The sequence below is a fragment of the Petrotoga sp. 9PWA.NaAc.5.4 genome (assembly GCF_002895485.1).
Taxonomy (GTDB): domain Bacteria; phylum Thermotogota; class Thermotogae; order Petrotogales; family Petrotogaceae; genus AZRK01.
Map to the genome: position 1 here is coordinate 114,633 of NZ_AZRK01000009.1, position 23,704 is coordinate 138,336.

The window sequence follows — 23,704 nt, forward strand, 5'->3', positions numbered from 1 at the left end:
AATCCCGTCTATCTTTAGATGGGATTTTTATTTACAAAAAATTAACATAAATGTTTTTTAGATAAATTGTATCTTTTAAGGGATTCAATTAAATTTCTTTATTTTAATTGAAATTTACCTAATAATTTTATTTATACAGAAATATTGTTTAATATCTTCAAATTTCTTCTCGATGCTTAATTTTGATTTAAAAATTTGTTTATGTATAATAAAGATAATGAAACGCAAACGATTGCTTTAAAAATGCTAAATGGGGGTATAACTTTGAGGAAGATTACTATAAAAGATGTTGCAAAAGCTTTGAATATTGCTCCCTCAACTGTATCAAGAGCTTTATCAGGTAAACCTGGTGTTAGCGATGAATTGCGAGAAAAAATAATTCAAAAATCTAAAGAAATAGGATATATGAAAAATCTATCAGCAGAAAGTCTTAAAAATTCAAAGTCCAAAATTATTGGTGTAATAGCATTTGATATAAGAAACCCATTTTTTTTAGAATTTTTAAAAGGAGTCGAGGATGTTTTATTTCCACGAGAATATAAGATTTTATTGAGTAATGTAGATGAAAATGTCGAAAAAGAAAAGACTTACTTAAATTGGATGATTGGTCATGGTGTGGAAGGTATATTAGCTTCTCCTGTTACTGAAAAAAGTGGAAGAAGTAATTTGAAATTATATAAAGACTTTTATAAAATGGGAATTCCAATAGTATTCTACGATAGGATGTTTTATAATCAAGAACAGTTTGACTATGTAGTTGTGGATAATCAAGATGCCATTATTCAAGCATTGATGCATTTAAAAGATATGAAACATAAAAAAATTGGAATTTTTTTATCAAAAAAGGGAATATTTACAATTGAAGAAAGATTGAAAGGGTTTTTAAAAGGTTGTGATTTGTTAAATATTGAGATTAAAGATGAGTGGATTTGTGAGGATATTTATCCTCATGAAAAAGCAATAAATGTTTTAAAAGAACTTAAAGATAAAAGTAATTTGCCTTCAGCCATTATAGCTACCAATAATAATATAACTAAATATCTTGTATATGCAGCAAAAAAACTTGAAATAAAAATTCCAGAAGATCTATCTTTAATTGGTTTTGATGATATGCCCGAAAATGAATTGATAAATCCTCCATTAACAACAATAAAACAACCAGTTTTAGAAGAAGGGAAAATTGCTGCAACGGCTTTATTATCAAGAATAGAAGATAAATACAGCAAACCTATGAAGGTAATATTGAAAGCAGAACTAATAAAAAGGGAATCGGTATCAAATTGAAAATTTGTAAATATAAAAAATTTTGGGTTTTAAGATATATTTCATAAAATATTATACCTACTTTAGAAATGAGAATTTCTAAAAATAAGTTTTTGAATTCGAAATGGATTCAAGGCGAAGCTCCACCATCTTCCTTGGTGCAAGTACCAAAAATGTTAAAAAAATTAAGAATTAGTGAAGATTAGAAGCGGGAAAATATTTTGCAAAAAAATCAAATCTAAAACATGTATATAATAAGGATTTTGGAATTTCTGAAGGTAGTAAAAAATATTACTTACGGAGGTGGAATTATGAAATTCAAGAACAGTTTTTTAATTGGTATGATTGTCGTTTGCTTATCACTGGTTTTTGGTGCGCAGAAAACAACTTTGTATTTCACGACTTTATTTCATAGTGGTGATGCTCAAGCAATGGAAAAGATAGTGCAAAGGATCAACCAGGAATCTGATGATATGTTCGTTATATTAGTTCAAGGGGCGTGGGAAAATTACTATGCCCAATTAATAAATCAAGTTGTAGCTGGGAATGCTCCACAAGTAGGTGTAATTCATTCAAACATGTTTCCAAGTATGAAAGACGCTTTAACTCCTTTGAATGCTTCTCCAGCGGGGAATTTACTTGAAAAAGCAGGTTTTGCAAGAAATGATTTTCTAACTGATGTGTGGGATTCCTCCACTTTTGATGGAAAACAATATGGTATTCCTTTAGATACGCACATGTGGGCTATGTGGTATAACAAGGATATTTTTGAAAAAGCTGGCTTAGATCCTGAGAATCCTCCAACAAACGCTGAAGAATTAAAATATGCTGCTGATAAAATAAAGGATGCTGGATATTATGCGGTTCACTTTGCTGAAGATGGGCTTGCAAGGAAATTAATGAGAGCTTGGTACATTTTATATTGGCAGCAAGGTGGAGAATTATTTGATGAAAATTACTCAAAAGCTACTTTCAATAATGAAAAAGGATTAAAAGCGTTAGAATATCTTGTAAATAGTGTTCAAAAATGGGGTTGGAATACTAAAGGTACTGATGGTTTCAAACAATTTGCAGCAGGGCAGTTAGGCATATTGTTTGCAGGCAATTGGTATTATTACACTGCAGAAGAAGCACGGATAAATTATGGGGTTGCTAAAATACCTCTTATTTTTGATAAACCAGCTACTTGGGGGAATAGCCATAATTTAGTTATTCCTAAGCAAGCGACGACTAATCCTGAAATTTATGAAAATTCTATAGAATTAATAAGAAGGATAACAGAATTAAGTGAAATGTGGGGAATATTTGGTGGTCATATTCCAGCCTATAATGATTCAAGAACATCACAAGAACTTTTAAATGCTCCGGTTTGGGGAAAAAGCTTAAAAGTATTTAGTCAAATGGCAGAAGAAGGATATTTACACTATCCACCTAATCATCCAAAAGCCGCTGAATTAGAAAATGCTATTCAAGTTTATATTCAACAGGCGTATAATGGAACTCTTACTCCTTCCGAAGCCCTACGAAGAGCAGAAGCCGAATGTAATAGAATTCTGTCTGAAAAGTAGTCTTTTTCAAGTTGAAGAGGTAAGAATCCTTACCTCTTCAACTTAATATGAATTTCGTGAGGTGGTTTAGTTGAAAAAAGCTCTTAGAGATCAATGGAGCGGAATTTTTTTTGCACTTCCTTTCATGATAATATGGGGTGTTTTTACATTATGGCCAGTAATTTCTGGTTTCATTATTAGTTTACATAACTGGGATCCTTTAAGAGGGTCCGAATTTATAGGTTTTAAAAATTATACCTATTTGTTTACAAGTGAAAGGTTTTGGAATGCTTTTTTAAATACCTTTGAATTTGCTATTATTATGATCCCTCTTACACTGGTTTTTGGTTTATTGTTTGCCTTTTATTTATATTTTTCAAAAAGTAAAACTAAGGCCTTTGTTGAAAGTGCCCTTTTCTTCCCATATCTTTTGAATGTCTCTATAATAAGCCTTATTTGGAAATGGCTCTTTGATCCAGATTTTGGACTTATTATAGAATTTTTAAAAATGATTGGTATATCAAATCCCCCTCAATTTCTCAACCATCCCTTGTGGGTAATTCCTGCGATAGCTTTCGCAAGTTCATGGTGGCTAATGGGGTACAGAATGACAATCTTTAGAGCGGCCTTAGAAAGTCAACCCTTTGAAATTGTTGAAGCTGCATTAATAGATGGAGCAAATAAATGGCAAATTATGTTAAGAATACTTTTCCCACTCATAAGGCCACAGTTCCTTTTTGCAACAGTTTTAACTGTAATATCTGGTTTTGATGTGTTGGGACAAGTAATGATCATGACTGATGGAGGTCCGGGAAGATCTTCCGAAGTTCTTGCACTATTATTATATAGAGAAGCTTTTTCTTATTTTAGAATGGGGAGGGCTGCGGCAATCGGCTTTATTTTATTCGTGGTAATTTTTATTTTTACTTTAATCGCGTTAAGGTACTTAGGAAAGGATGTTAGTAAATAATTTTAGGAGTGATTATTTTGAGGAAAACGAAAAATATTCGAATTTTTGATGTTATCATGATCATAATAGCTATTTTATGGCTTATACCTGTTTTTTGGATGATAAATACAGCTATTAAACCGACACCAGATATATTTACAACTCCACCAACATGGATACCAGAGCATTTTACTTTGGAACATATTAAAGCCGTTGTACAGAATTGGCCTTTTATTAAATGGTTATTAAATAGTATTTTGGTATCTGGGATTTCAACTTTAATTTCCCTTTTTTTGGCTATTCTTGCCGCATATTCATTCGCAAGAATAACGTGGAAGGGTAGAGATACAATATTTGTTATTTTATTAGCAAGCATGTTAATTCCTTGGCAAATAAATGCCGTTCCTCTATACTTTTTAATGAATAATTTAAATTTATTGAATAAGCTTATTTCTGTTATTTTACCGATAACAGCTATGCCTATTAGTGTTTTTTTGCTTAGGCAATTTTTTGTAGGGATTCCAAGTGAGTTAGAAGATGCTGCAAGAATAGATGGGTGTAATAGAGTAAATACTCTTTTTCGTATCATCATTCCTGTTTCTGGTCCTGCACTTGCTGCCTTAGCTATATACATGTTCATATTTAGTTGGAATGAGTATTTTTGGAGTTTAATAACTTTACAAAGAGTTGAAAAATATACTTTACCAATTGGTTTAAACATGTTGCAAGGTGCTTATGACATAGAATATGGATTACTTATGGCGGCTGCTTTTTTAGCTTCAATACCAGTTATGATTGTTTTTATAATTTTGAGGAGACATATTATAGAAGGTATGAGTTGGTCAGGTGTAACTAAATAAAAATCAAATAAAATTATTCTTGTGAGGTGTTTTAAATGCTTGGAGGAATAGTTCCGGCAATGTTAACTCCTTTTAACAAAAAAGGAGAAATTGACGAAAAAGTAATAAAAGATTATTTGAATTTTGTTGAAGAAAAAAAAGTAAATGGTTTATTTATTGGAGGTACAACAGGAGAGGGAATATTATTAGAAAAGGAAGAAAAAAGGAAGCTCTTTGAAATAGTTCAAAAGTATGGAGGAGATATGCTTAATATTGTAGCTCATTGTGGTTCTAATAATTTAATTCAAGCAAGAGAATTGATAGAATATGCTAAATATTATGAAATAGATACTGTTGGAGTGGTTGTACCTTTTTTTAATCATTATAGTCAGAAAGAAATATTTAATTTCTACAACCAATTAGCGAATGATTTTAGTGATATAGATTTATTTGTTTATAACATTCCTTCTTCGGCGAGAAATGAAATTGATATTGAAACAATGAAGGAATTATTTGCAGCTAATTCAAATATAAGAGGAATAAAAGATAGTTCAGGTAGTTTAGAAAAAATTATTGATTTTGTTAATATATCAGAAAAAATAATCGTTATGGTAGGGGCAGATAGAATATTAATTTACGCATTAATATCAGGAGCAAAAGGAACGGTTTCAGGGCCAGCTGCAATATTTCCTGAACTATTTGTTAGATTAGTAGAAGAATATAATAATGGGCAAATAAAAGAAGCATTGGAAACACAAAATATTTTAGTAAAATTTTCTGAAGCAGTGGGATGGGGATACAGTATTCCGACTCTTAAAGCAGCAATGAAAATAAGAGGATTTGACTTCGGAGCGCCAAGGCCTCCATTTAACCAACTTTCAGAAAGAGAAGAAAAAGACTTAAAATTGAGATTAGAAAAATTATGTAATGATTATAGTGTTCCTTTGAGAATTTAGAAAACACAACAGGAGGTAATCATATGCAGAAAAGAAAAGTTGGTATAATCACATTTTCAGATGGAAGGGACTTTGTTCATGAAGAAACATTAGAGATGAACAAAAAATTTGAGGATAGGTTAGTAAAAGCTTTGGAGAATACTGGGGAAATTGAAGTTGTTAGAGCTTCAGAGATAGTAAATAAACCCTCAAAAGCCAAAAAAGCCGGTAAAGAAATGATGAAAGCAGAAGTCGAGATGACAATTTTTAATTATTCTATATGGTGTTGGCCACATTTAAGTGTAATCTCTTCACTCTATGCACCAGGACCTTATTTGACTTATGGTCAAATTAATCCTAAATATCCAGGAATGGTAGGACTTTTGGCTGCAGCTGGAGCATTAGAGCAAGTAGGAATATTTCCAGAAAGAGTTTGGGGAGAACCTGAAGACATAAAAGTAATAGAAAAATTACTGAAATTCGTTCGTGCAGCAAGTGCAGCATACAGGTTAAAAGGTGAAAGGTATGGAATGTTTGGTGGTAGACCTATGGGTATGTATACAGCATCTGCAAATGGAGACCAATGGATGAAAGAGTTTGGTATAGATGTTGAACAAATAGATCAATATGCACTTGTTTTAAAAGCTGAAAAAGTACCTGCTGAAAAGAAAAGAAAAGCTAGAGAATGGCTCGAAAAGTTATCAAATGTACAGTATGATGGTAAAAGATTAACTCCTGAAATTTTAGAAAAGCAAATAGGATTGTATTATGCGGCTTTAGAAATAATAAAAGAAGAAGAACTTGATTTTGTAGGATTTAAAGGTCAGCCGGAAATGACAAACAATTATGCTACTATGGATATTGTAGAAGCCTTTTTAAACGATCCTTATGATTTTGATGGGCCAAAAGAGCCAATAGTTGCTGCAACCGAAACCGATATGGATGGAGCATTAACTATGGAGATATTCAAACATATAGCTCAGACTCCAGTATTATTCGCGGATGTTAGACATTACTTTAAGGTAGAAAATTTACTTGATTTAGCAAATTCTGGACAGCACGCAACATATTTTGCTGGAAAATCTATGAAGCCTGAAGAAAATTTAAAGAACGTAATTATACATCCGGAAGACTTTTATTTTCCTGCCGGTGGTGGGGCAGTTAAACATTTTGCAGCACCTGGTAGAGTAACTCTTGCAAGATTAGCAAGGCAAGCTGGTCATTATGTCATGACTATAGTTCCTGCTGAATTTGTAGAATTAAGCGATGAAGAAAAGAAAAGACTCAGTGAACAAGTACAAATTGAATGGCCTCATGCTTATGCAAAATTAGATACAGATATGGAAACATTTTTAGAATATTATCCATGTAACCATACACATGGAGTTTATGGTAATTATGTTGATGAACTTATTAATTTCTGTAAGATAAAAGGCATTGATTATCAGATTTTGGATTAGGATATTAAAATGTTCGAAGAAATAAAATAAGGGGTGAAAAATGGAAATTGTAAACAAATCTTTTATTTTTGAAAATATCCCAAATAAAATTAGTTCGCATTCTGTTAGTTTATGTAAAGTTAGCAATACTGAGATATTGGCTTTTTGGTTTTCTGGTACTTGGGAAGGAGAAAAAGATGTAGATATTTTTTTCTCAAGATATAACATTATCAAAGATAAGTGGAGTAAACCGAAAATATTGATTCATGATCCATTTAGATCGCTTGGCAATACAATTCCTATTGTTTTTGACGAAACGCTTAGGTTATATTACTGTGCCATGGAAGGAAAAGATTGGACAGAGTCATCATTATGGTATATTGAATCTTATGATAAAGGGTTTACTTGGAGCAAATCAAGAGCATTTTCTCCTCATGAAGATAGTCTTTTATTTGGAACGAAAATTCTTCCATTAGAAGATGGAAGATATGTTTTTCCACTTTACAACGAAAAATTATGGGTAAGTACACCTTATATTACAAGCAACATATTAGCAAACGAATGGCAAAAGATTGGAGAAATAAGAACTGAAAAAGGTAACATTCAACAAGATATGGTTGAATTGAATAAACATATCTTTTCTTTGCTTAGAACAAGAGATGGTTTTGTTTATAAAACTATATATGATTTTGAGAGTGGTCAATGGACTGAACCTGTTTCCATAGGTATACCAAATCCTAATTCAAGAATAGCTTTAGAGAAAATAAGTAATATTCTGATTTGTTGTTGTAATCCGATTGGTCTTAATAAAGAAAATCTTACTACTGATCCAAGAAAATTATCTAATATTGAAGAAAGTTTTTGGGGAAAAAGGGAAAAGCTTTCTATATTTGTTTCAAGCGATGAGGGAAACACTTGGAATGAAGAAATAATTTTAGAAGAAAGTAAAGATAAAGAATACTCTTATCCATGGTTCCAGATAATTGATGAAACAAAAATAATGACTGCATATACGTATGAAAGGCAAAAAATTGCCTATGCAATAATCAAAATTTAATACATAGGAGCGGTAAATATGTATTTAATTGGGATAGATATAGGAACTCAAAGCACTAAAGCAGTGATTACCGATGAAAATGGGGTAGTAATTGTAGAATCTTTAAAAGAGTATTCTGTATTAACTCCACAACCCAATTGGGCAGAGCAATGGCCTGATGTATGGTTTAATGCAGTAATAGATACACTTAAAAAAGTTTTAGAAAAATCTCAAATTCTACCCAAAGATATAGCAGGAGTTGCAATAAGTGGACTATATGGAGGATCTGGTATCCCTGTTGACAAGGAATTTAAGCCATTAAGACCGTGCCTGATTTGGATGGATAGAAGGGCGACAAATGAAACAGATTGGGTTAAAAAGAATGTTCCTAAGGAAACTATATTTGGAATAACTGGGAATTATGTGGATAGTTATTTTGGTTTTACTAAAATGATGTGGCTAAAAAATAATGAGTCAGATATTTGGGAAAAAACGTATAAATTTGTAACACCTAAAGACTATGTAATATACAAATTAACAGGTGTTAACGCTATAGATTACTCTTCTGCTGGAAATATCGGAGGTATTTTTGATATTCATAAAAAGTATTGGTCAAAGGAAATGTGTAAAATTTTGGGGATAGATATAGATAAATTGCCAGAAAACATTGTTAAATCATCAGATATTGTAGGTAAAATATCTAGAAAATATGCACAAGAAACAGGTCTCTTAGAAGGTACGCCTATAATAGCAGGGGGAATTGATGCTCCAGTCGCACAGTTGAGTGCTGGATCAGTTTTTGAAGGAGAACATGTTGCTATGATCGGAACTTCCACTTGTTGGGGGAATATCCACGATGGAAAGTACCTCACGCCGGAATTAGTTAGCTATCCATATGTTGTAGATGATTTGGAAAAGATATATACTTTTGGTGGTGGAGCTACATCTGGAGCTATAGTTAGATGGTTCAGAGATGAATTTGGTAGTTATGAGAAAGAAATCGAAGATAAAACTGGGATCTCAGCGTACACACTTCTCGAATTGCAAGTTAAAGATATACCAGCGAGTAGTGAAGGATTAATCGTTCTTCCATATTTTATGGGAGAAAGGTCTCCAATATGGGATTCCCATGCTAAAGGAACTATAGTTGGCTTAAGTTTATATCACAAAAAAAAGCATATTTATAAAGCGTTTATGGAAGCGGTAGCTTATTCTTTAAGGCATAACATAGAAGAAGCCGAAAAAACTGGAATGAAGTTGAATGATGAATGTTATCTTGTAGGTGGAGTTGCAAAAAGTGATATATGGACACAAATTTTTGCGGATGTAACGGGGTATAATATGAAAAGAGCAAAACAATCAGTAGAAGCCCCTTTGGGGGATGCCTTTTTAGTTGGGTTAGCAACTAAAATCTTTGAAAAACCTGAAAGCATTAAAAAATGGGTTCAATTTAAAGAAGATGTTTTACCTAATAGTTCAAACAAACAAATTTACGATAAATATTTCAATATATACAAGCAGTTATATAAAAGTACAAAGGAAATTATGGAACAATTATAAGTAAATTATAAAAGTAAGAAATTAAATAATTAATAATCGAAAATACAAGGGCTGGATTCAGCCCTTTTTTGATATACAGGAATGTATTTAAGAGTTTTATTATATATTTTTATAAATTTAAAATTTTGAAACTTGTGTTTTTTGTTGTATAATCACAATTAATTGATAATAAACCATGGTATTTACATGTAATCAGCAATAATGAAATATTTTTCTTTCTTATAGACGCTTTAGAAAGGGGGGTGAAAAATAGCTCAAAATTAGAATTGTAGAGGTATTTTTTAAAAAGTTAAATACTAGAATATTTATAAAATATGAATTTTATAATTTCAAAGTGAGTATTAACAAATTTTTTCGGGGAGGTATTAAAATGACTAAGGAGGAACTTTTGAAACATGTAGAAAGTGAAGGAATAAAATATATAAGGCTTCAAATTACCGATATTAATGGGGCATTAAAGAATGTAGAAATACCTTCAACAGAATTGGAATCATCTTTAAATAATGGAACAATGTTTGATGGCTCATCGATTGAAGGATTAGTTAGAATAAACGAATCGGATATGTTGCTTAAACCAGATATAGATACTTTTACGGTCTTACCATGGACAGTTGAAAGGGAAAAAGTGGGAAGGTTTATCTGTGATATATATACTTCTTCTAATAAACATTTTGAAGGTGATCCAAGGTATGTGCTGAAAAAAGTTATGAACGAAATGAAACAGTTTGGTTATACACCTTGTGCAGGTCCTGAACCCGAATTTTTCATATTGCCAAGAGATGAAAAAACGCGTGAACCCTTGTTAATGACTTTAGACAGAGGCGGATATTTTGATTTACTTCCAATAGATTTGGGAGAAAGGGTAAGAAAAAATATGGTAGAAACTTTACAAAGTATGGGAATAAGGGTTGAAGCAGCACATCATGAAGTTGCTAATTCACAACATGAAATAGATTTTAGGTATGACAATGCTTTAAAGACGGCAGATAATATACAAACCTTCAAATTGGTTGTAAGAACAATAGCTTTGTTAAATGGATTATGGGCAACATTTATGCCAAAACCTTTTTTTGGTATGAATGGTTCTGGAATGCATACACATATAAGTATTTTTAAGGATGGTAAAAATATCTTTTATGATCCAAATAAGCCTTATAAATTGAGTGAAGAATTAAGATGGTTTATCGGAGGACTTTTTAATCATATTGATGCCATAACTGCGATAGCTAATCCAACTATTAACTCTTACAAAAGATTAATTCCTGGTTACGAAGCCCCTGTAAATGTAGCCTGGTCAGTTGCAAATAGGAGTGCATTAATTAGAATACCTATGGCAAGGGAGAATGGAACAAGGTTAGAACTGAGGTCTCCTGATCCAACTGCGAATCCTTATTTTCTTTTAGCAAGTATTTTTGCAGCCGGTTTAGAAGGAATACAAAATAAGATAGAACCTCCTCAGCCTGTTGATGGGAACATATATGAAATGGATCGAAAGGAAAAAAGCGAAAAGAATATAAGATTTCTACCCGGGTCGCTCCAAGAGTCATTGGAAGTATTTAAAAATGACAAACTTATAGAAGAAGTTTTAGGGGCTCATATTTTTTCTAAGTTTATAGAATTAAAAGAGAAAGAAATTGAAGATTTTAGGATAGCAGTAACTGATTGGGAACTAAAGAGATATATTAATCAATTTTAGTTTAATAACTTATTTTTAGTTTAAAATGAAGTAGTATATAAATAATAATTTTTAAAAAAATGACAAAAGTTTGAAAATTTTATAAAAAAATGTATCATTAAATTAGAAAGAATTAATTAAACACTTTAGAAATAAGAAATTTCAGAAAATAAGATTTTGTAAATGGATTAATGGTACTTTCTTGAAAGAAATAAACTGACAAAATTGCTACGATTTTTTATAGAAACTTTAGAAATGGAGATTTTCAGAAAATAAGTTTTTGATTTTAAAATGGGTCCAGGGCGGAGCCCTCTCCCCTTCCTTCGATACAAGTACCGAAAAACTAAAGAAATTAGGAATTAGTAAAGATTAGAACTGAGGAGGTATTTTGTAAAAAGTTAACCGCTGAAATATTTATAAAATGTGAAGTTTAGAATTTCTAAAGTGAGTACGATTTTTTATGTAAGGAGGAAAAAAATGAAATGTATTACGTAGGTTTTGATATTGGTTCTTCGAGTATTCATGTTGCGGTAATTGATGAAAAAGGAAACCTGAAATTTGTAAAAGAAAAAATTTTTCATTTTGGAATTCCCTTAAAAAGGTTACCAGAGATTTGGGAATCTATAAAATCAACCATTCAAGGAAATATAGTTTCAACATCTTTTACAGGAATAGGTGCCCAATATTTTAACAAAGTTTTTCCAGAAATTTTATTTGATTATGAAAGCGTAACGATTCCAAAAGGGGCGTCTTTTCTTGAATCGGACGTTTCATACGTGTTTCACATAGGTGCTAAAGATTCCTACTTTTTCCGTTTAAGTCATTTAAATGAAGAAGTAAATCTTTTAGAGTTATCAGCTAATAGTAAATGCGGTGGTGGTTCCGGAATATTAATAGAAAAGCAATTAAAGAGATTATATTTAAAAAATGATTCAGTTTTTTTCAAAATTAATGATCATCAAGAAAAAATGCAGCTTATGAACAATATTTACTTACAAGCTGAAAAAGAGGTAAAAAGTTATAAAGACGTTCAAGGATTTAATGCTCGATGTGGGATAGTGATTCAATCAGACTTAATACACGAGCAAAACGAAGGAGCTCAAAGGCCTTTCTTAGTGTCAAAATTATATTCTACTGTGGCAAGAAATTACAAAAACGATGTTGTAGGAGCAAGAGAATTAGATTCTTCCAAAATTGCGATTGCTACAGGAGGAGTTTTTTCGAGTGATTACATACTAAATAATTTTGCTAATTTAAGTGGTTTAAAAGTTAAACGCCCAAAACATCATACAGCAGTTGCAGCAATAGGAATCGCTTTAGAGGCTTTAGAAAAGAAAAATGAATTTGTTATAGATTTTGAAAGGTTATCCGAAATATCTAATTTTACTAAAACTAAACGCCCGTTTGCCCAGCCCTTGTATTATTTTATAGATAAAGTACACGATTTTCAAGAGGAAATACAAGAGATTTCTTCAAATGAAATAAAAGATGTTACAATCGGCGTCGATGGAGGTTCTACTACAACAAAAGCAGCTGTGGTAGATTTAGAAACAGGCGCACTTTTAGATAAAATATACATAAGTACTCATGGTGATCCTGAAGGTGCATTAAAAGAAGTATTCAGACACCTTTCAAAAAAATCCAAATATTATAATGTTGTAGGTGTTTGTACTACAGGATCTGCAAGAAAGCTTTACGAGAGAATTTTAATAAGTGACGCTAAAAAGAAAACTCTCGAAGAAGAAGGATACTTAGTTTTGGATGGGGCAGTAGATGAGGTTACTTGCCATGCAAAAGGGATAAAGTTTCACGATGAAGAGATTGATACGATTTTTGAAATTGGTGGCCAAGATATGAAGTTCACTTCTTTTAAACTAAACGAAAAAAAGGCTACCAATCAGATAAAGGAAGCAAGAATGAATTACTCTTGTCAAGCTGGTGCAGGACAAACTTTAGAAAATATGGCTCAAATATTAGATTTAGATGTAAAATCAACATTACAAGAAGCTGCTTTAAAAGCAGAAAAAGTCCCTATAATAGATTCTACTTGTGGCGTATTCATGGAAATGGAAGAAAATAGATTAATATCTGAAGGATTTACCAAAGAAGAGATAGCTGCAGCAATTGTAAGGTCAACAGCTTCAAGTTATTTCAATAAATTTGTAGGTGGTCCACAACATGTTCAAAATAAGTGTTCTTGTCAAGGGGGACCAGCTTTGGGGAAAGCTTTTTTAGCAGCTATGGCTCAGGTTACTGAAAAAGATATATATGCTTATCCTCATAGAGAACTGTTCGGTGCTTGGGGTGCAGGGCTTTTCTTAAGAGAAGAGATATTGGAACTGAAAAAAGAAGAAAAAGAAGTGAGATCTGCTTTTAGAGGTTTTGAAGTAGTAGATATGGAATTTGAAAAAGAAGAAACGTTATGTTCCGATTATTTTGGTAAATTATCATGTAAAACAAGAGATTGTAAGTTGAAGATTTTCAATATAGCTGGCGAAAAAGTTATAACAGGTGGTTTTTGTCCGCGTGGGAACAGTGAAGGAGTAGGAAAAATAAAAATAGATTATGTTGAGATATATCATCGACTTTTTGAAAAGCATTTTGAAGGAATAAGATATCAAGATCTCGATAAGTTAGAAAATAACGACAAAATAACCGTGGGTATTCATAGGTGCGGTGTGACTTTAGGAGATATAGGCATTTGGTCAGCAGCATTATTTAACAAATTGGGATTTTTGCCCGTACTTTCTCCTGTTTCAGATGAAGAAATTGCTCAAAGGGGAATAAATATATCTCCAACGGAATTTTGTATTGCAATGAAACTTGTTGTAGGACATGCAGATTTGTTATCTAAAGATCACCGAATAAAATATCTTTTTAACCCTTCTGTTATAGAAGAGGTTAGAGATAAAAAACCTATGAGAAAGTTCTGCATATATACAGAAGCAGAAGGCTATTTGTTACAAGACATTTTAGATCTTGAACCTAAAAGAGAAATTTTACCGGTTTTATACTGGAAAGATAAAGGGCGATCTGCCAAGGCTATATATGAAGAACTTAAAAGAATTGGTTATTCAATTACTCAAGAAGACATATTGAAAGCTATAGAGTATGCTGATGAAAAAGTTAAATTATTTAAGGAAGACTTAAATGTTCAAGGTGAAAGATTTTTAAAAAAAATAGAAAAATCAGGAGAAGAAGGATATATTGGCTTAGGCAGAGATTATGTTATTCTTGATCCACAAGCTTCTTCACAATCTGGTTCTATGTTCACTAAGCAAAGAGGCATGAACTATATCCCTCAAACGTTCTTGGAAAAATATTATATAGATATTCCTATCGACGAACTTTCTTACAACGAGTATTGGTATCAAAATGCACATATTCTACAAGCATCAATATTTACTGCAAGACATCCTAAATTATTTCCAATAAGGCAAATGAATTTTGCATGTGGACCAGATTCTGTAAAATTTTACCATGAAGATGAAATATTTAAGCGTTCCGATAAGCCGTTTTTACATTTGGTGACCGATGCCCAAACTAACAACGCTCCTTTTGTTACAAGAGCTGAAGCCCATGAACGTGTTGTTAGAAAAAGTACTCCAAGGACTGATTTACAATTAAAAGATTTTGTTTTGTTCCCAAATGGTCAAAAAGATAAGTTGAAATTAGGTCAAAGATTATGGCTTATACCATATATGGGAGAGGCCAGTAATTTAGGTAAAGCTATCTTAAAACATTGTGGAATAGAGGCAAGAGTTTTACCAACAGCAACAGTAAAAACTAAAGAAGCTGCAGACAGGTTTATAACCACTGAAGTTTGCTTTCCATTGCGAGGGGTAGTTGGAGATGCTATGGCAACTTTAGAAGAAATAGCTAAAGAAAAAGGTAAAAAATGGATAAACGATAATATAGTTATATTTTTGCCAACAACTTCTGGACCATGTAGATTTGGGAAGTATGGAGAAGTGTTGAAAATATTTTTGCATAAAGAAGGGATGGATAATATTCCTATTATAAGTCCATCTGTGGATACTGGATACCTTCAAATAGAAGCTCCGGAACAATTCAAAACATTGTATCAGAAAGCAGATGTACTTATCAATGTTTTTAGGGCTATTAAAATAGCAGATTTAACAGATGATTTAATAAGAAGATTTAGGCCTTATTGCGACGATTTTACAAAATTTGATGAAACAACCCAAAACCTTTGGAAAGATTTACAAGAATTGTTGATAAATCAAGGAGGATCGATAAAACATCTGAAGCAATGGGTAAGAAATGCTATAGAAACTTTTTCTAATTTAGCACCAAATGCAAAGGAACATTCTTTACCTTTGGTATTATATATTGGTGAAATTTATTCCAGACAACATGATCCTTATACGGATTATGTTATCCAAAAGATCGAAGAAGAGAGATTAGAAATCATAAGAGGAACCATTGTAGAATGGTTAGAATATGTAATATACATTAACGAAAGGCGAAACCCAAATTTTTTATTCAACTTTGTTGATAAATATATGGCATTCACTGATTGGCGTTTTAAGAGAATTTTTGGGGATTATAGAAAAGATCACGATGTTTTACCCAAACCTCAAAAAATTATTGAAGATATGCAAAAAAGCAGAAAATACCATGGAGATATAATAGGTGAGTCTCCTTTGGTTATCGGTATATTCCTTAAATTTTTAAATGGAGAACTGACTAACGAAAGACAACAAGTATCAGGTATATTCCATGTAGGACCATTTACTTGCATGCAGGAGGGTGTTGCTATGGCAAAGATGGATGCTATAGCAGGAAAGGTTTCAAAAGAAAATCCATCAATCGTTATTCCTATGATTCATGCATTTTTTGGAGATTCAGCTAATACAAATCTTGAAGCTGAAATCGCTGCTTTTAGAGAGCAATGTTATTTGAAACATAGAATGATTAAATAATAAGGCAAAATGCGAAGGGGCTTGTAAGCCCCTCTTTTTTTAAAAATAAAAGGGAATCTATTAAAGATTGAGCAATAGGTTTATAATCAACTTTAATGTCTCTTAATTATCTTTAACTAACTTTAATCAGACTTGCAGAAAATAAAGTTAAAGATTATAATAAGAATACGTATTCATTAATTAATAATAATAATTATAACTAATAATTGGATAAAACGAATTCATTAAAAACTGAAGTTAAAAGAAAGAAGGTTTTTCTTTATGAAAACAATGAAAGAAATAGCTAAAATAGCCGGAGTTTCTCAATCCACAGTTTCAAGAGTTATTAATAATAATCCGAATGTTGATCCTGAAATAAGAAAAAAGGTTTTAGAGTATATAAAAAGATATAATTATAAACCAAACAGAGTTGCTCAAAGTTTAGTAAGCAATAAAAGTTTCTTAATAGGTATAATACTTCCTGAAATATCAAATCCTTACTTTCCAGAAATATTAGAAGCTATTGAAGAAGAAGCCAATAGATATAAATATAATATAGTATTATCTACAACCAACGGAAATTTACAAAGAGAGAAAGAACAAGTAGAAATGTTGTTAAGTAGAAGAGTAGATGGATTGATCATAAATCCCACTGATTTATCAAACGTTGAACATATAGAAAAGATCAAAAAAACTTTACCTGTTGTAATATGTGCACAGGATCTAAAAGACTTTGATTTTGTTTCTGTAGATCATTACTTGGCTGGGAAGATAGTTGCAAAATATTTGATAAATAAAGGACACATAAATATAGGTTACATAGGTTATTGGAAAGATAAAAAGTTCACAGGGTTTTATAAAGAAATTTTATATAATGGCTTAAAATTTGATCAAAGGAACCATTTAATGGAGCCAAAACAGATGCATGAATTTTCCGAAGAAGATGCTAATGAAGTAATAAAAAAAATCGAGAACCATAAAATTAGTGCTATATATACAACAAACGATATATTTGCTACAAGAATCTTAAACAATCTTCAAAGACATAATATTCAGGTTCCTAAGGAAGTTGCAGTAATTGGATTTGATAACACCCTTCTATGTAATCTAACAAATCCGCCATTAACAAGTGTTGCTCAACCAACAATGGAAATTGGTTCCAAATGTACAGATATTCTGATAAAAAAAATAGAAGATAAAAGTTCAGAAAATGAAAGTAAATTAGAACAAATTTTTTTACCGCCACGGTTAGTGATCAGAGAATCAGCATAGTAAAAATAAAGCACTTTAGAAATAAAAATTTTTGAAAAATGATGTTTTGGATTTAAAGTTGAGTTCAGGGCGGAGCCTTCTCCCACCTCTCTCGATACAAGCGAAGAAGTTAAAGAAATAGAGAATAGCCCAAAATTAGAAGTATGAATGGTATTTTATAAAAAGTTAAATGCTAAAATACCGATAAAATATGAATTTTATAATTTCTGAAGATGGTAAGAAAATAAAACAACACAAGGAGGTTTCAAAAGAATATGACAGCTGTAAAACTAAGTATTATAGGTGCAGGAAGTGCAGCATTTTCATTAAGATTAGTAGGAGATATTTGTAAAACTAAAGGTTTATCAGGGAGTTTGGTATCATTAATGGACATAGACAAAGATAGATTGAACGCCGTTTATATGCTTGCAAAAAAGTATGCCGAAGAATTAGGTGCTGATATAAAATTTGAAACTACAATTAATGTAGAAGAATCTATAAAAGATTCACACTTTGTAGTTAATACTGCTTTGGTAGGTGGTCATAGTTATTTTGAAAAGGTAAGGCAAATTTCTGAAAAATATGGATATTATAGGGGAATAGACTCGCAGGAATTTAATATGGTTTCTGATTATTATACTATATCGAACTATAATCAATTAAAATTCATGTGGGATGTTGCTAAAACTATCGAAAAATTTTCTCCAAAAGCTTGGCTTTTACAAGCTGCCAACCCTGTTTTTGAGATAACTAATTTAATTACAAGAAATATTCCAATTAATATGGTCGGTATTTGTCATGGTCATCATGGAGTAGATCAAATCATTGAAGCACTTGGTTTAGAAAAAGATAAAGTTGAATGGCAAGTTGCCGGAGTTAATCATGGGATATGGCTTACCAAGTTCTTATACCAAGGAAAAGATGCTTATCCGCTTATTGAAGAATGGTTTGAAAAAGAGTTGATAAATTTTAAACCAACTAATCCTTTTGATGACCAGTTAGCGCCTGTTGCAAAAGATATGTATGAATTCTATGGGAAAATGCCTATAGGAGATACCGTTAGGAATGGAAGTTGGAAATACCATTATGACTTAGAAACGAAGAAAAAATGGTTTGGTGAACCTTGGGGTGGAGTTGATTCGGAAATAGGTTGGAATTGGTATCAAGATAGGCAAGCAGAAATAGCTTTGACAATGCAAAAAGTCGCAAAATATTTTCAAGATAATCCAAAAGCAAAATTGTTATCTAAAGAAACTCATCAACAAATAATTTCTTTTGCTAAAAATGAGGTAAAAGAAGAATTTGCAGATGAAATCTACAAAATATTGGATCCAGAAAGAAAAAGTGGAGAACAACACATTTTGTTAGCAAATGCTTTGTTGAATAATGAAAAAGTAGATTTGGTATTGAATTTGCCTAATAAAGGTACAATTCCAGGAATTGCTGATGATGTGGCAGTAGAAATACCCGTTTATGCAGATAAAAATGGAATACATCATTACAAATTGGATCCTCAAGTACCTGAAAGAATAAAGAAAATGTATTTAATCCCAAGAATTATGAGAATGGAATGGGCTTTAGAAGCTTTTTTAACTGGAGATAGAAGAGTTTTAGAAGAGTTCTTAATAAGAGATCCAAGGACAAAATCTTATGATCAAGTTGTAAAAGTTGTAGACGAAATACTTGCTTTACCAGAAAATGAAGAAATGAGAAAACATTACAATAAAAAATGATTATAAAGGGGCTTTTTAGCCCCTTTTAATATATAAAATCTTTTTTGAAAATTTTATATAATTCTTCATTATATTCATCAGATATAAACTTATTTATTTCATGAGGTTCAAGAGTTTTCATAATAGATTTTTTCCCTATTTTAGAACTATCGACTAACAAATATATTTGATTAGTATTTTTAGCAACAATATTTTTTATCGTCCCACTTTGCGGGAGATTTTCAAAAGCACCTTCTTCAATAGAAAAGGCGCTACATGAGAAAAATGCTTTTTCGACCCTTATTTCTTTCATCATATTTTCAGGATAAACTCCGACTATAACACAATTTTTATTATCTAAGGTACCTCCAACAACTGTAATATTGTAAGTGATATTTTTTGAAAGAACTATGGCTGTATATAAATTATTTGTAACAACATTTAAAAAGTCAACTTTTTCAATAAGTTTCTTTGCCAGAACATAGCAAGTGCTACTTGCGTCCAAATATATCGTGTCACCTTTACTTATAAAATTTAAAGCTAAATCTGCTATCTTTTCTTTTTTCCTTTGATTGATTTTTACTCTTTCAAAAAATTGAGCTTCTGAAAATTGATTCTTTTTTCTAATACCTCCGTAAAACTTTTCTATTAAACCTTTTTCCGTTAATTCTGCTATATCTCTTCTTAAGGTAACCATAGATACGTTTAATTCTTCTGATAAATCTTCGAGATTAACCGAATTTTGTTTATCTAAGATTTCTAAAATTTTATCCTGTCTAATAATTTTATTCATTATTTTCACTCCTCAATTCTTAATATTCTTTTCAATTATACAAAAAATTAGAATAAACTTCAAAAAATCCCAAAAATGTGTGAAAAATTAAATTATGGAAGAATATGGACAAATAAATTAAAAAATCTTCAATTATCTTTGATTATCTGTGTTTTGAATATTATCAAAAATAATATATACTATATTGAAATTATATCATAATTTTATCATAATATGATCATATGTTGCAAAAATAACGGGGACTTTAGAAATGAAGCATTTTTAAAAATAAGCATTTGAATTTAAAATGGGTTCAGGGCGGAGCCCCTTCCCTCTCTCGGTACAAGTACCGAAAAAGTTAAAGGAACTCATATTTTGCAAAGAAGGAATTAGATAAGAACTTTATAAATGAAAATTTTCAGAAAATAAGCATTTGAATTTAAAATGGGTTCAGGGCGGAGCCCTCTTCCCCACCCTCGGTACAAGTACCGAAAAAGTTAAAGAAACTCATATTTTGCAAGGAAAGGATTAGATAAGAACTTTATAAATGAGAATTTTCAGAAAATAAGCATTTGAATTTAAAATGGGTTCAGGGCGGAGCCCTCTTCCCCACCCTCGGTACAAGTACCGAAAAAGTTAAAAGAATTAAGAATTAGTGAAGATTAGAGCTATGGAGATATTTTTGAAAAAATTTAAAACTAAAATATTGACAAAACTTAAGTTTTAAAATTTTTAAAGTAAGTAAAAAAAAATAAATATAGGAGGCTTTTAAATGCAATCAAATCTTTTAAAAAACGAAGTAGCAGAATTTGCAAAATTAGTATGGGATAGGAAATTAACAGATGGAACAGGGGGAAATATGAGTATCAAAGACGGTGAAAAAATATATATAACTCCGACATCTACAATAAAACATTTTTTAACCGAAAAAGACATTATTACCATAGACAAAGATGGAAACAAAATAGAAGGGGAAAAAGATCCTTCTTCAGAAAGAAGAATGCATTTAAAAATATATGAGAAAGCATCAGATGTGACTGCAGTTATTCATGCTCATCCAATATTTTCAACATCATTTGCAATTACTTTTGAAAAATTGCCAATTAATGCTCTACCAGAATCAGCGCTTGTATTAGATCCGATAACGTATATTGAATATAAAATGCCAGGAACACAAGAATTTGCCGACGCATTTGAAGAAGGTTTAGAAAGAGGTTCGAAAGTCTTTGTACTTCAGAATCATGGTGTTACAGTTGCTGGTAAAGATATGAAAGATGCTTACGTAAAATTGGAAACATTAGAGTTTCTTGCACAAGTTTCTTTTATCTCAAAGTTGTATGGAAATCTAACTGAAATACCTGTAGATAAAATAAAAGCGTTTAAAGAGTTTGTTAATAAGAAATAGGGACTTTAGAAGTGAAGTGTTTTTAAAAATAAGCATTTGAATTTAAAATGGGTTCAGGGCGGAGCCCTCTTCCCCTTCCCTCTCTCGGTACAAGTACCGAAAAAGGCACAGAAATTAAGAATTAGTGAGAATTAGAATTTAGGAGGTATTTTTGAATAAATTTAGGACTAAAATATTGACGAAACTTAAGTTTTGAACTTTCTAAAGTGTATAAAATAAGAAAAATTAGGAGGAATACTTTATGAATTTAGAGCAAATAAAAGAAAAAGTTAAAAATTTTAAGGTTGAAGTTCCCTCTTGGGGCTTTGGAAGATCAGGAACAAGGTTTCATGCTTTTCATATTCTCGGGGAAGCACGAGATGTATATGAAAAGATGGACGATGCGGCCTTAGTAAATAAAGTAACTGATGCTGTATCTGCTGTAGCTATTCACATTCCTTGGGATAAAGTTGACGATTATAAAGCTTTAAAAGAGTATACAGAAAATAAAGGTTTAAAAATAGGAGCAGTGAATCCTAACTATTTTGAAGATGAAGATTATCTATATGGTTCTTTAAGTAACTCAAATATAAAAATAAGAAGAAAAGCAATAGAGCAAACTTTTGAATGTATAGAAATTATGAGACAGACAGATTCAAAAGTATTATCTATGTGGATACCAGATGGTTCTAATTATCCTGGACAAATAGATTTTAAGCATTCTTTTGAATTACTTGAAAACTCTTTAAAACAAATTACCAATGAATTAGATAATGATATGACAATGCTTCTTGAATATAAATTTTTTGAGCCTGCATTTTATTCAACTCTTCTATGTGATTGGGGAACTTCTTATATGTTGTCTAAAGCATTAGAAGAAAAAGTCAAAGTCTTAGTAGATTTAGGGCATCATCCACAAGGAACAAACATAGAATATATTGTTTCATTAATGTCTTTCAAAAGGAAATTAGGTGGATTCCATTTCAATTCCAGGAAATATGCTGATGATGATTTAACAGTAGGCTCTCTTAATCCATACGAATTGTTTTTAATCTTTGTTGAGTTAAACAAATATTTTGATCTATCTTTAGAAAATCAAGAAATTAGTTTGGTGTTAGACCAAAGTCATAACATAAAACCAAAAATCCCGGCAGTAGTACAGTCACTAAATAATCTTCAAATAACATATGCAAAATCTTTAGTAGTAGATTATGAACAATTAAGACAAGCCCAAGATGAACAGGATGTAATAAAAGCGGAAGAAATCCTAAAATCAGCTTACGAAACAGATGTAAGAGGAATTCTAAGGGAGTTGAGAAAAGAAAAAGGATTACCTGAAGACCCGATAAATAATCTTCTGCAAAGAGAAGAATATAAGCGAATAATTAAAGAAAGAATTTAATAAGCTTTTACTTCAAAATAGGAGGTGTAGGTATATGAAAAAGGTAACAAGTATTTTATTATTTGTGGTTATAGCTTCTTTTTTGTTAGCCCAGTACGATATAGTATTTATTCCAAAACTAGTGGGTATACCGTACTTTAATGCTATGGAAGAAGGAGGGAAAAAAGCTGCAAAAGATTTAGGAGTAAATTTTATTTACAGTGGCCCTACAACTGATAACGTAGCAGAACAAATACAAATGGTTGATAATTTTATTACCAGAAAAGTAGATGCAATAGCTGTAGCTCCAAATGATCCAGCCGCAATATCATCGGTTTTGAAAAAAGCTATGGGAAGTGGAATTCTTACTATGACAAGCGATACAGATGCTAACCCAGATGCGAGAGATTTATTTGTTAATCAGGCAAGAGCTCAAGAAATCGGATATCAAATGATGGATACGGTTGCAAACATTTTAGGAGGAAAAGGAAAATTTGCAATAGTCTCTGGCGGACCTACCGCATGGAATCTCAACACCTGGATAATGTATTTACAACAACGATTAACAGAATATCCTGATATAGAATTAGTAACTATAAGATATGCAGGTGAAGATGTTCAAAAAGCGATGGATGTAGGTTTAAGTATAATGCAGGCTTTTCCAGATGTCAAAGTATTAGTTGGAATGAATTCAACTTCAGGTCCTGGTTTAGCTCAAGCTATTAAAGTAGCAGGAAAAGTTGGTAAAGTATATGCTACGGGAATAACCACACCAAGCATGATGAAAAATTACATGAAAGAAGGAATAGTACCAGAGTTTATTCTTTGGGATCCGGTGGAGTTAGGCTATTTAACTGTATGGGTAGCAAAATATTTGTTAGATGGTAATACCTTACCTGCGCATGAACCAATAGAAGTTCCTGGTATTTCAACTAAACCTATATATTATCCAGAAAATAAAGAATTAGTCTTAGGACCTCCTTTAGTTTTTACTCCAGAAAACATAGACAATTATGACTTTTAAGTTGACAAGAGG

16 protein-coding genes are annotated in these 23,704 nt (G+C 31.4%); 15 read left to right on the forward strand and 1 reads right to left on the reverse strand.

All coding sequences use genetic code 11. From position 1 onward, the window contains the following. Positions 1-264: 264 nt before the first annotated feature. From X924_RS04165 to aglA, 12 genes are all read left to right on the forward strand, one after another. Positions 265-1,284 carry a LacI family DNA-binding transcriptional regulator gene (locus X924_RS04165; RefSeq protein ID WP_121957687.1) on the forward strand — a complete coding sequence of 340 codons (1,020 nt, stop codon included), beginning with the start codon at positions 265-267 and terminating at the stop codon, positions 1,282-1,284. Positions 1,285-1,574: 290 nt separating this feature from the next. Then, a complete protein-coding gene (locus tag X924_RS04170) occupies positions 1,575-2,831 on the forward strand; it encodes an ABC transporter substrate-binding protein (protein ID WP_158245312.1) in 1,257 nt (418 codons plus the stop codon). Positions 2,832-2,901: 70 nt separating this feature from the next. Next, entirely contained in the window at positions 2,902-3,780 is an 879-nt protein-coding gene (locus tag X924_RS04175) for a carbohydrate ABC transporter permease (protein WP_121957689.1), read from the forward strand. 17 nt (positions 3,781-3,797) lie between these two features. Next, the gene (locus X924_RS04180; protein ID WP_121957690.1) at positions 3,798-4,619 is read left to right on the forward strand and encodes a carbohydrate ABC transporter permease; all 822 of its coding nucleotides are present in this window, start codon (positions 3,798-3,800) and stop codon (positions 4,617-4,619) included. Positions 4,620-4,654: 35 nt separating this feature from the next. Beyond that, positions 4,655-5,554, forward strand: a complete 900-nt coding sequence (locus X924_RS04185) for a dihydrodipicolinate synthase family protein (protein WP_121957691.1) — start codon at positions 4,655-4,657, stop codon at positions 5,552-5,554. Between the two features lie 23 nt (positions 5,555-5,577). Beyond that, on the forward strand, positions 5,578-6,993 hold the full coding sequence (locus tag X924_RS04190) for an L-fucose/L-arabinose isomerase family protein (protein WP_121957692.1): 1,416 nt from the start codon (positions 5,578-5,580) through the stop codon (positions 6,991-6,993). A gap of 40 nt (positions 6,994-7,033) precedes the next feature. Further along, positions 7,034-8,029: an exo-alpha-sialidase gene (locus X924_RS04195; protein ID WP_121957693.1), complete on the forward strand. Its 996-nt coding sequence runs from the start codon at positions 7,034-7,036 to the stop codon at positions 8,027-8,029. A gap of 18 nt (positions 8,030-8,047) precedes the next feature. Further along, on the forward strand, positions 8,048-9,568 hold the full coding sequence (locus tag X924_RS04200; protein ID WP_121957694.1) for an FGGY-family carbohydrate kinase: 1,521 nt from the start codon (positions 8,048-8,050) through the stop codon (positions 9,566-9,568). A gap of 370 nt (positions 9,569-9,938) precedes the next feature. Then, positions 9,939-11,264, forward strand: a complete 1,326-nt coding sequence (gene glnA / locus X924_RS04205) for a type I glutamate--ammonia ligase (RefSeq protein ID WP_121957695.1) — start codon at positions 9,939-9,941, stop codon at positions 11,262-11,264. 461 nt (positions 11,265-11,725) lie between these two features. Further along, a complete protein-coding gene (locus X924_RS04210) occupies positions 11,726-16,189 on the forward strand; it encodes an acyl-CoA dehydratase activase-related protein (RefSeq protein ID WP_121957696.1) in 4,464 nt (1,487 codons plus the stop codon). 261 nt (positions 16,190-16,450) lie between these two features. After that, entirely contained in the window at positions 16,451-17,440 is a 990-nt protein-coding gene (locus X924_RS04215; protein ID WP_121957697.1) for a LacI family DNA-binding transcriptional regulator, read from the forward strand. A 254-nt stretch (positions 17,441-17,694) separates the two neighbouring features. Further along, positions 17,695-19,152, forward strand: a complete 1,458-nt coding sequence (gene aglA / locus X924_RS04220; RefSeq protein ID WP_121957698.1) for an alpha-glucosidase AglA — start codon at positions 17,695-17,697, stop codon at positions 19,150-19,152. Between the two features lie 25 nt (positions 19,153-19,177). Here the strand turns inward: aglA and X924_RS04225 are convergent, their stop codons facing one another. Beyond that, positions 19,178-19,924 (reverse strand): DeoR/GlpR family DNA-binding transcription regulator, encoded by a 747-nt coding sequence (locus X924_RS04225; protein ID WP_121957699.1) that lies wholly within the window; start codon positions 19,922-19,924, stop codon positions 19,178-19,180. Positions 19,925-20,675: 751 nt separating this feature from the next. Between X924_RS04225 and X924_RS04230 the strand changes: the two genes are divergently transcribed. The 3 genes from X924_RS04230 (at position 20,676) to X924_RS04240 (ending at position 23,692) form a co-directional block, all read left to right on the forward strand. Further along, positions 20,676-21,308, forward strand: a complete 633-nt coding sequence (locus X924_RS04230) for a class II aldolase/adducin family protein (protein WP_121957700.1) — start codon at positions 20,676-20,678, stop codon at positions 21,306-21,308. A gap of 241 nt (positions 21,309-21,549) precedes the next feature. Continuing rightward, complete coding sequence (locus tag X924_RS04235; RefSeq protein WP_121957701.1) at positions 21,550-22,689, forward strand: TIM barrel protein; 1,140 nt, start codon at positions 21,550-21,552, stop codon at positions 22,687-22,689. A 34-nt stretch (positions 22,690-22,723) separates the two neighbouring features. Beyond that, positions 22,724-23,692, forward strand: a complete 969-nt coding sequence (locus tag X924_RS04240) for an autoinducer 2 ABC transporter substrate-binding protein (RefSeq protein WP_121957702.1) — start codon at positions 22,724-22,726, stop codon at positions 23,690-23,692. The last annotated feature ends 12 nt before the right edge of the window (positions 23,693-23,704 follow it).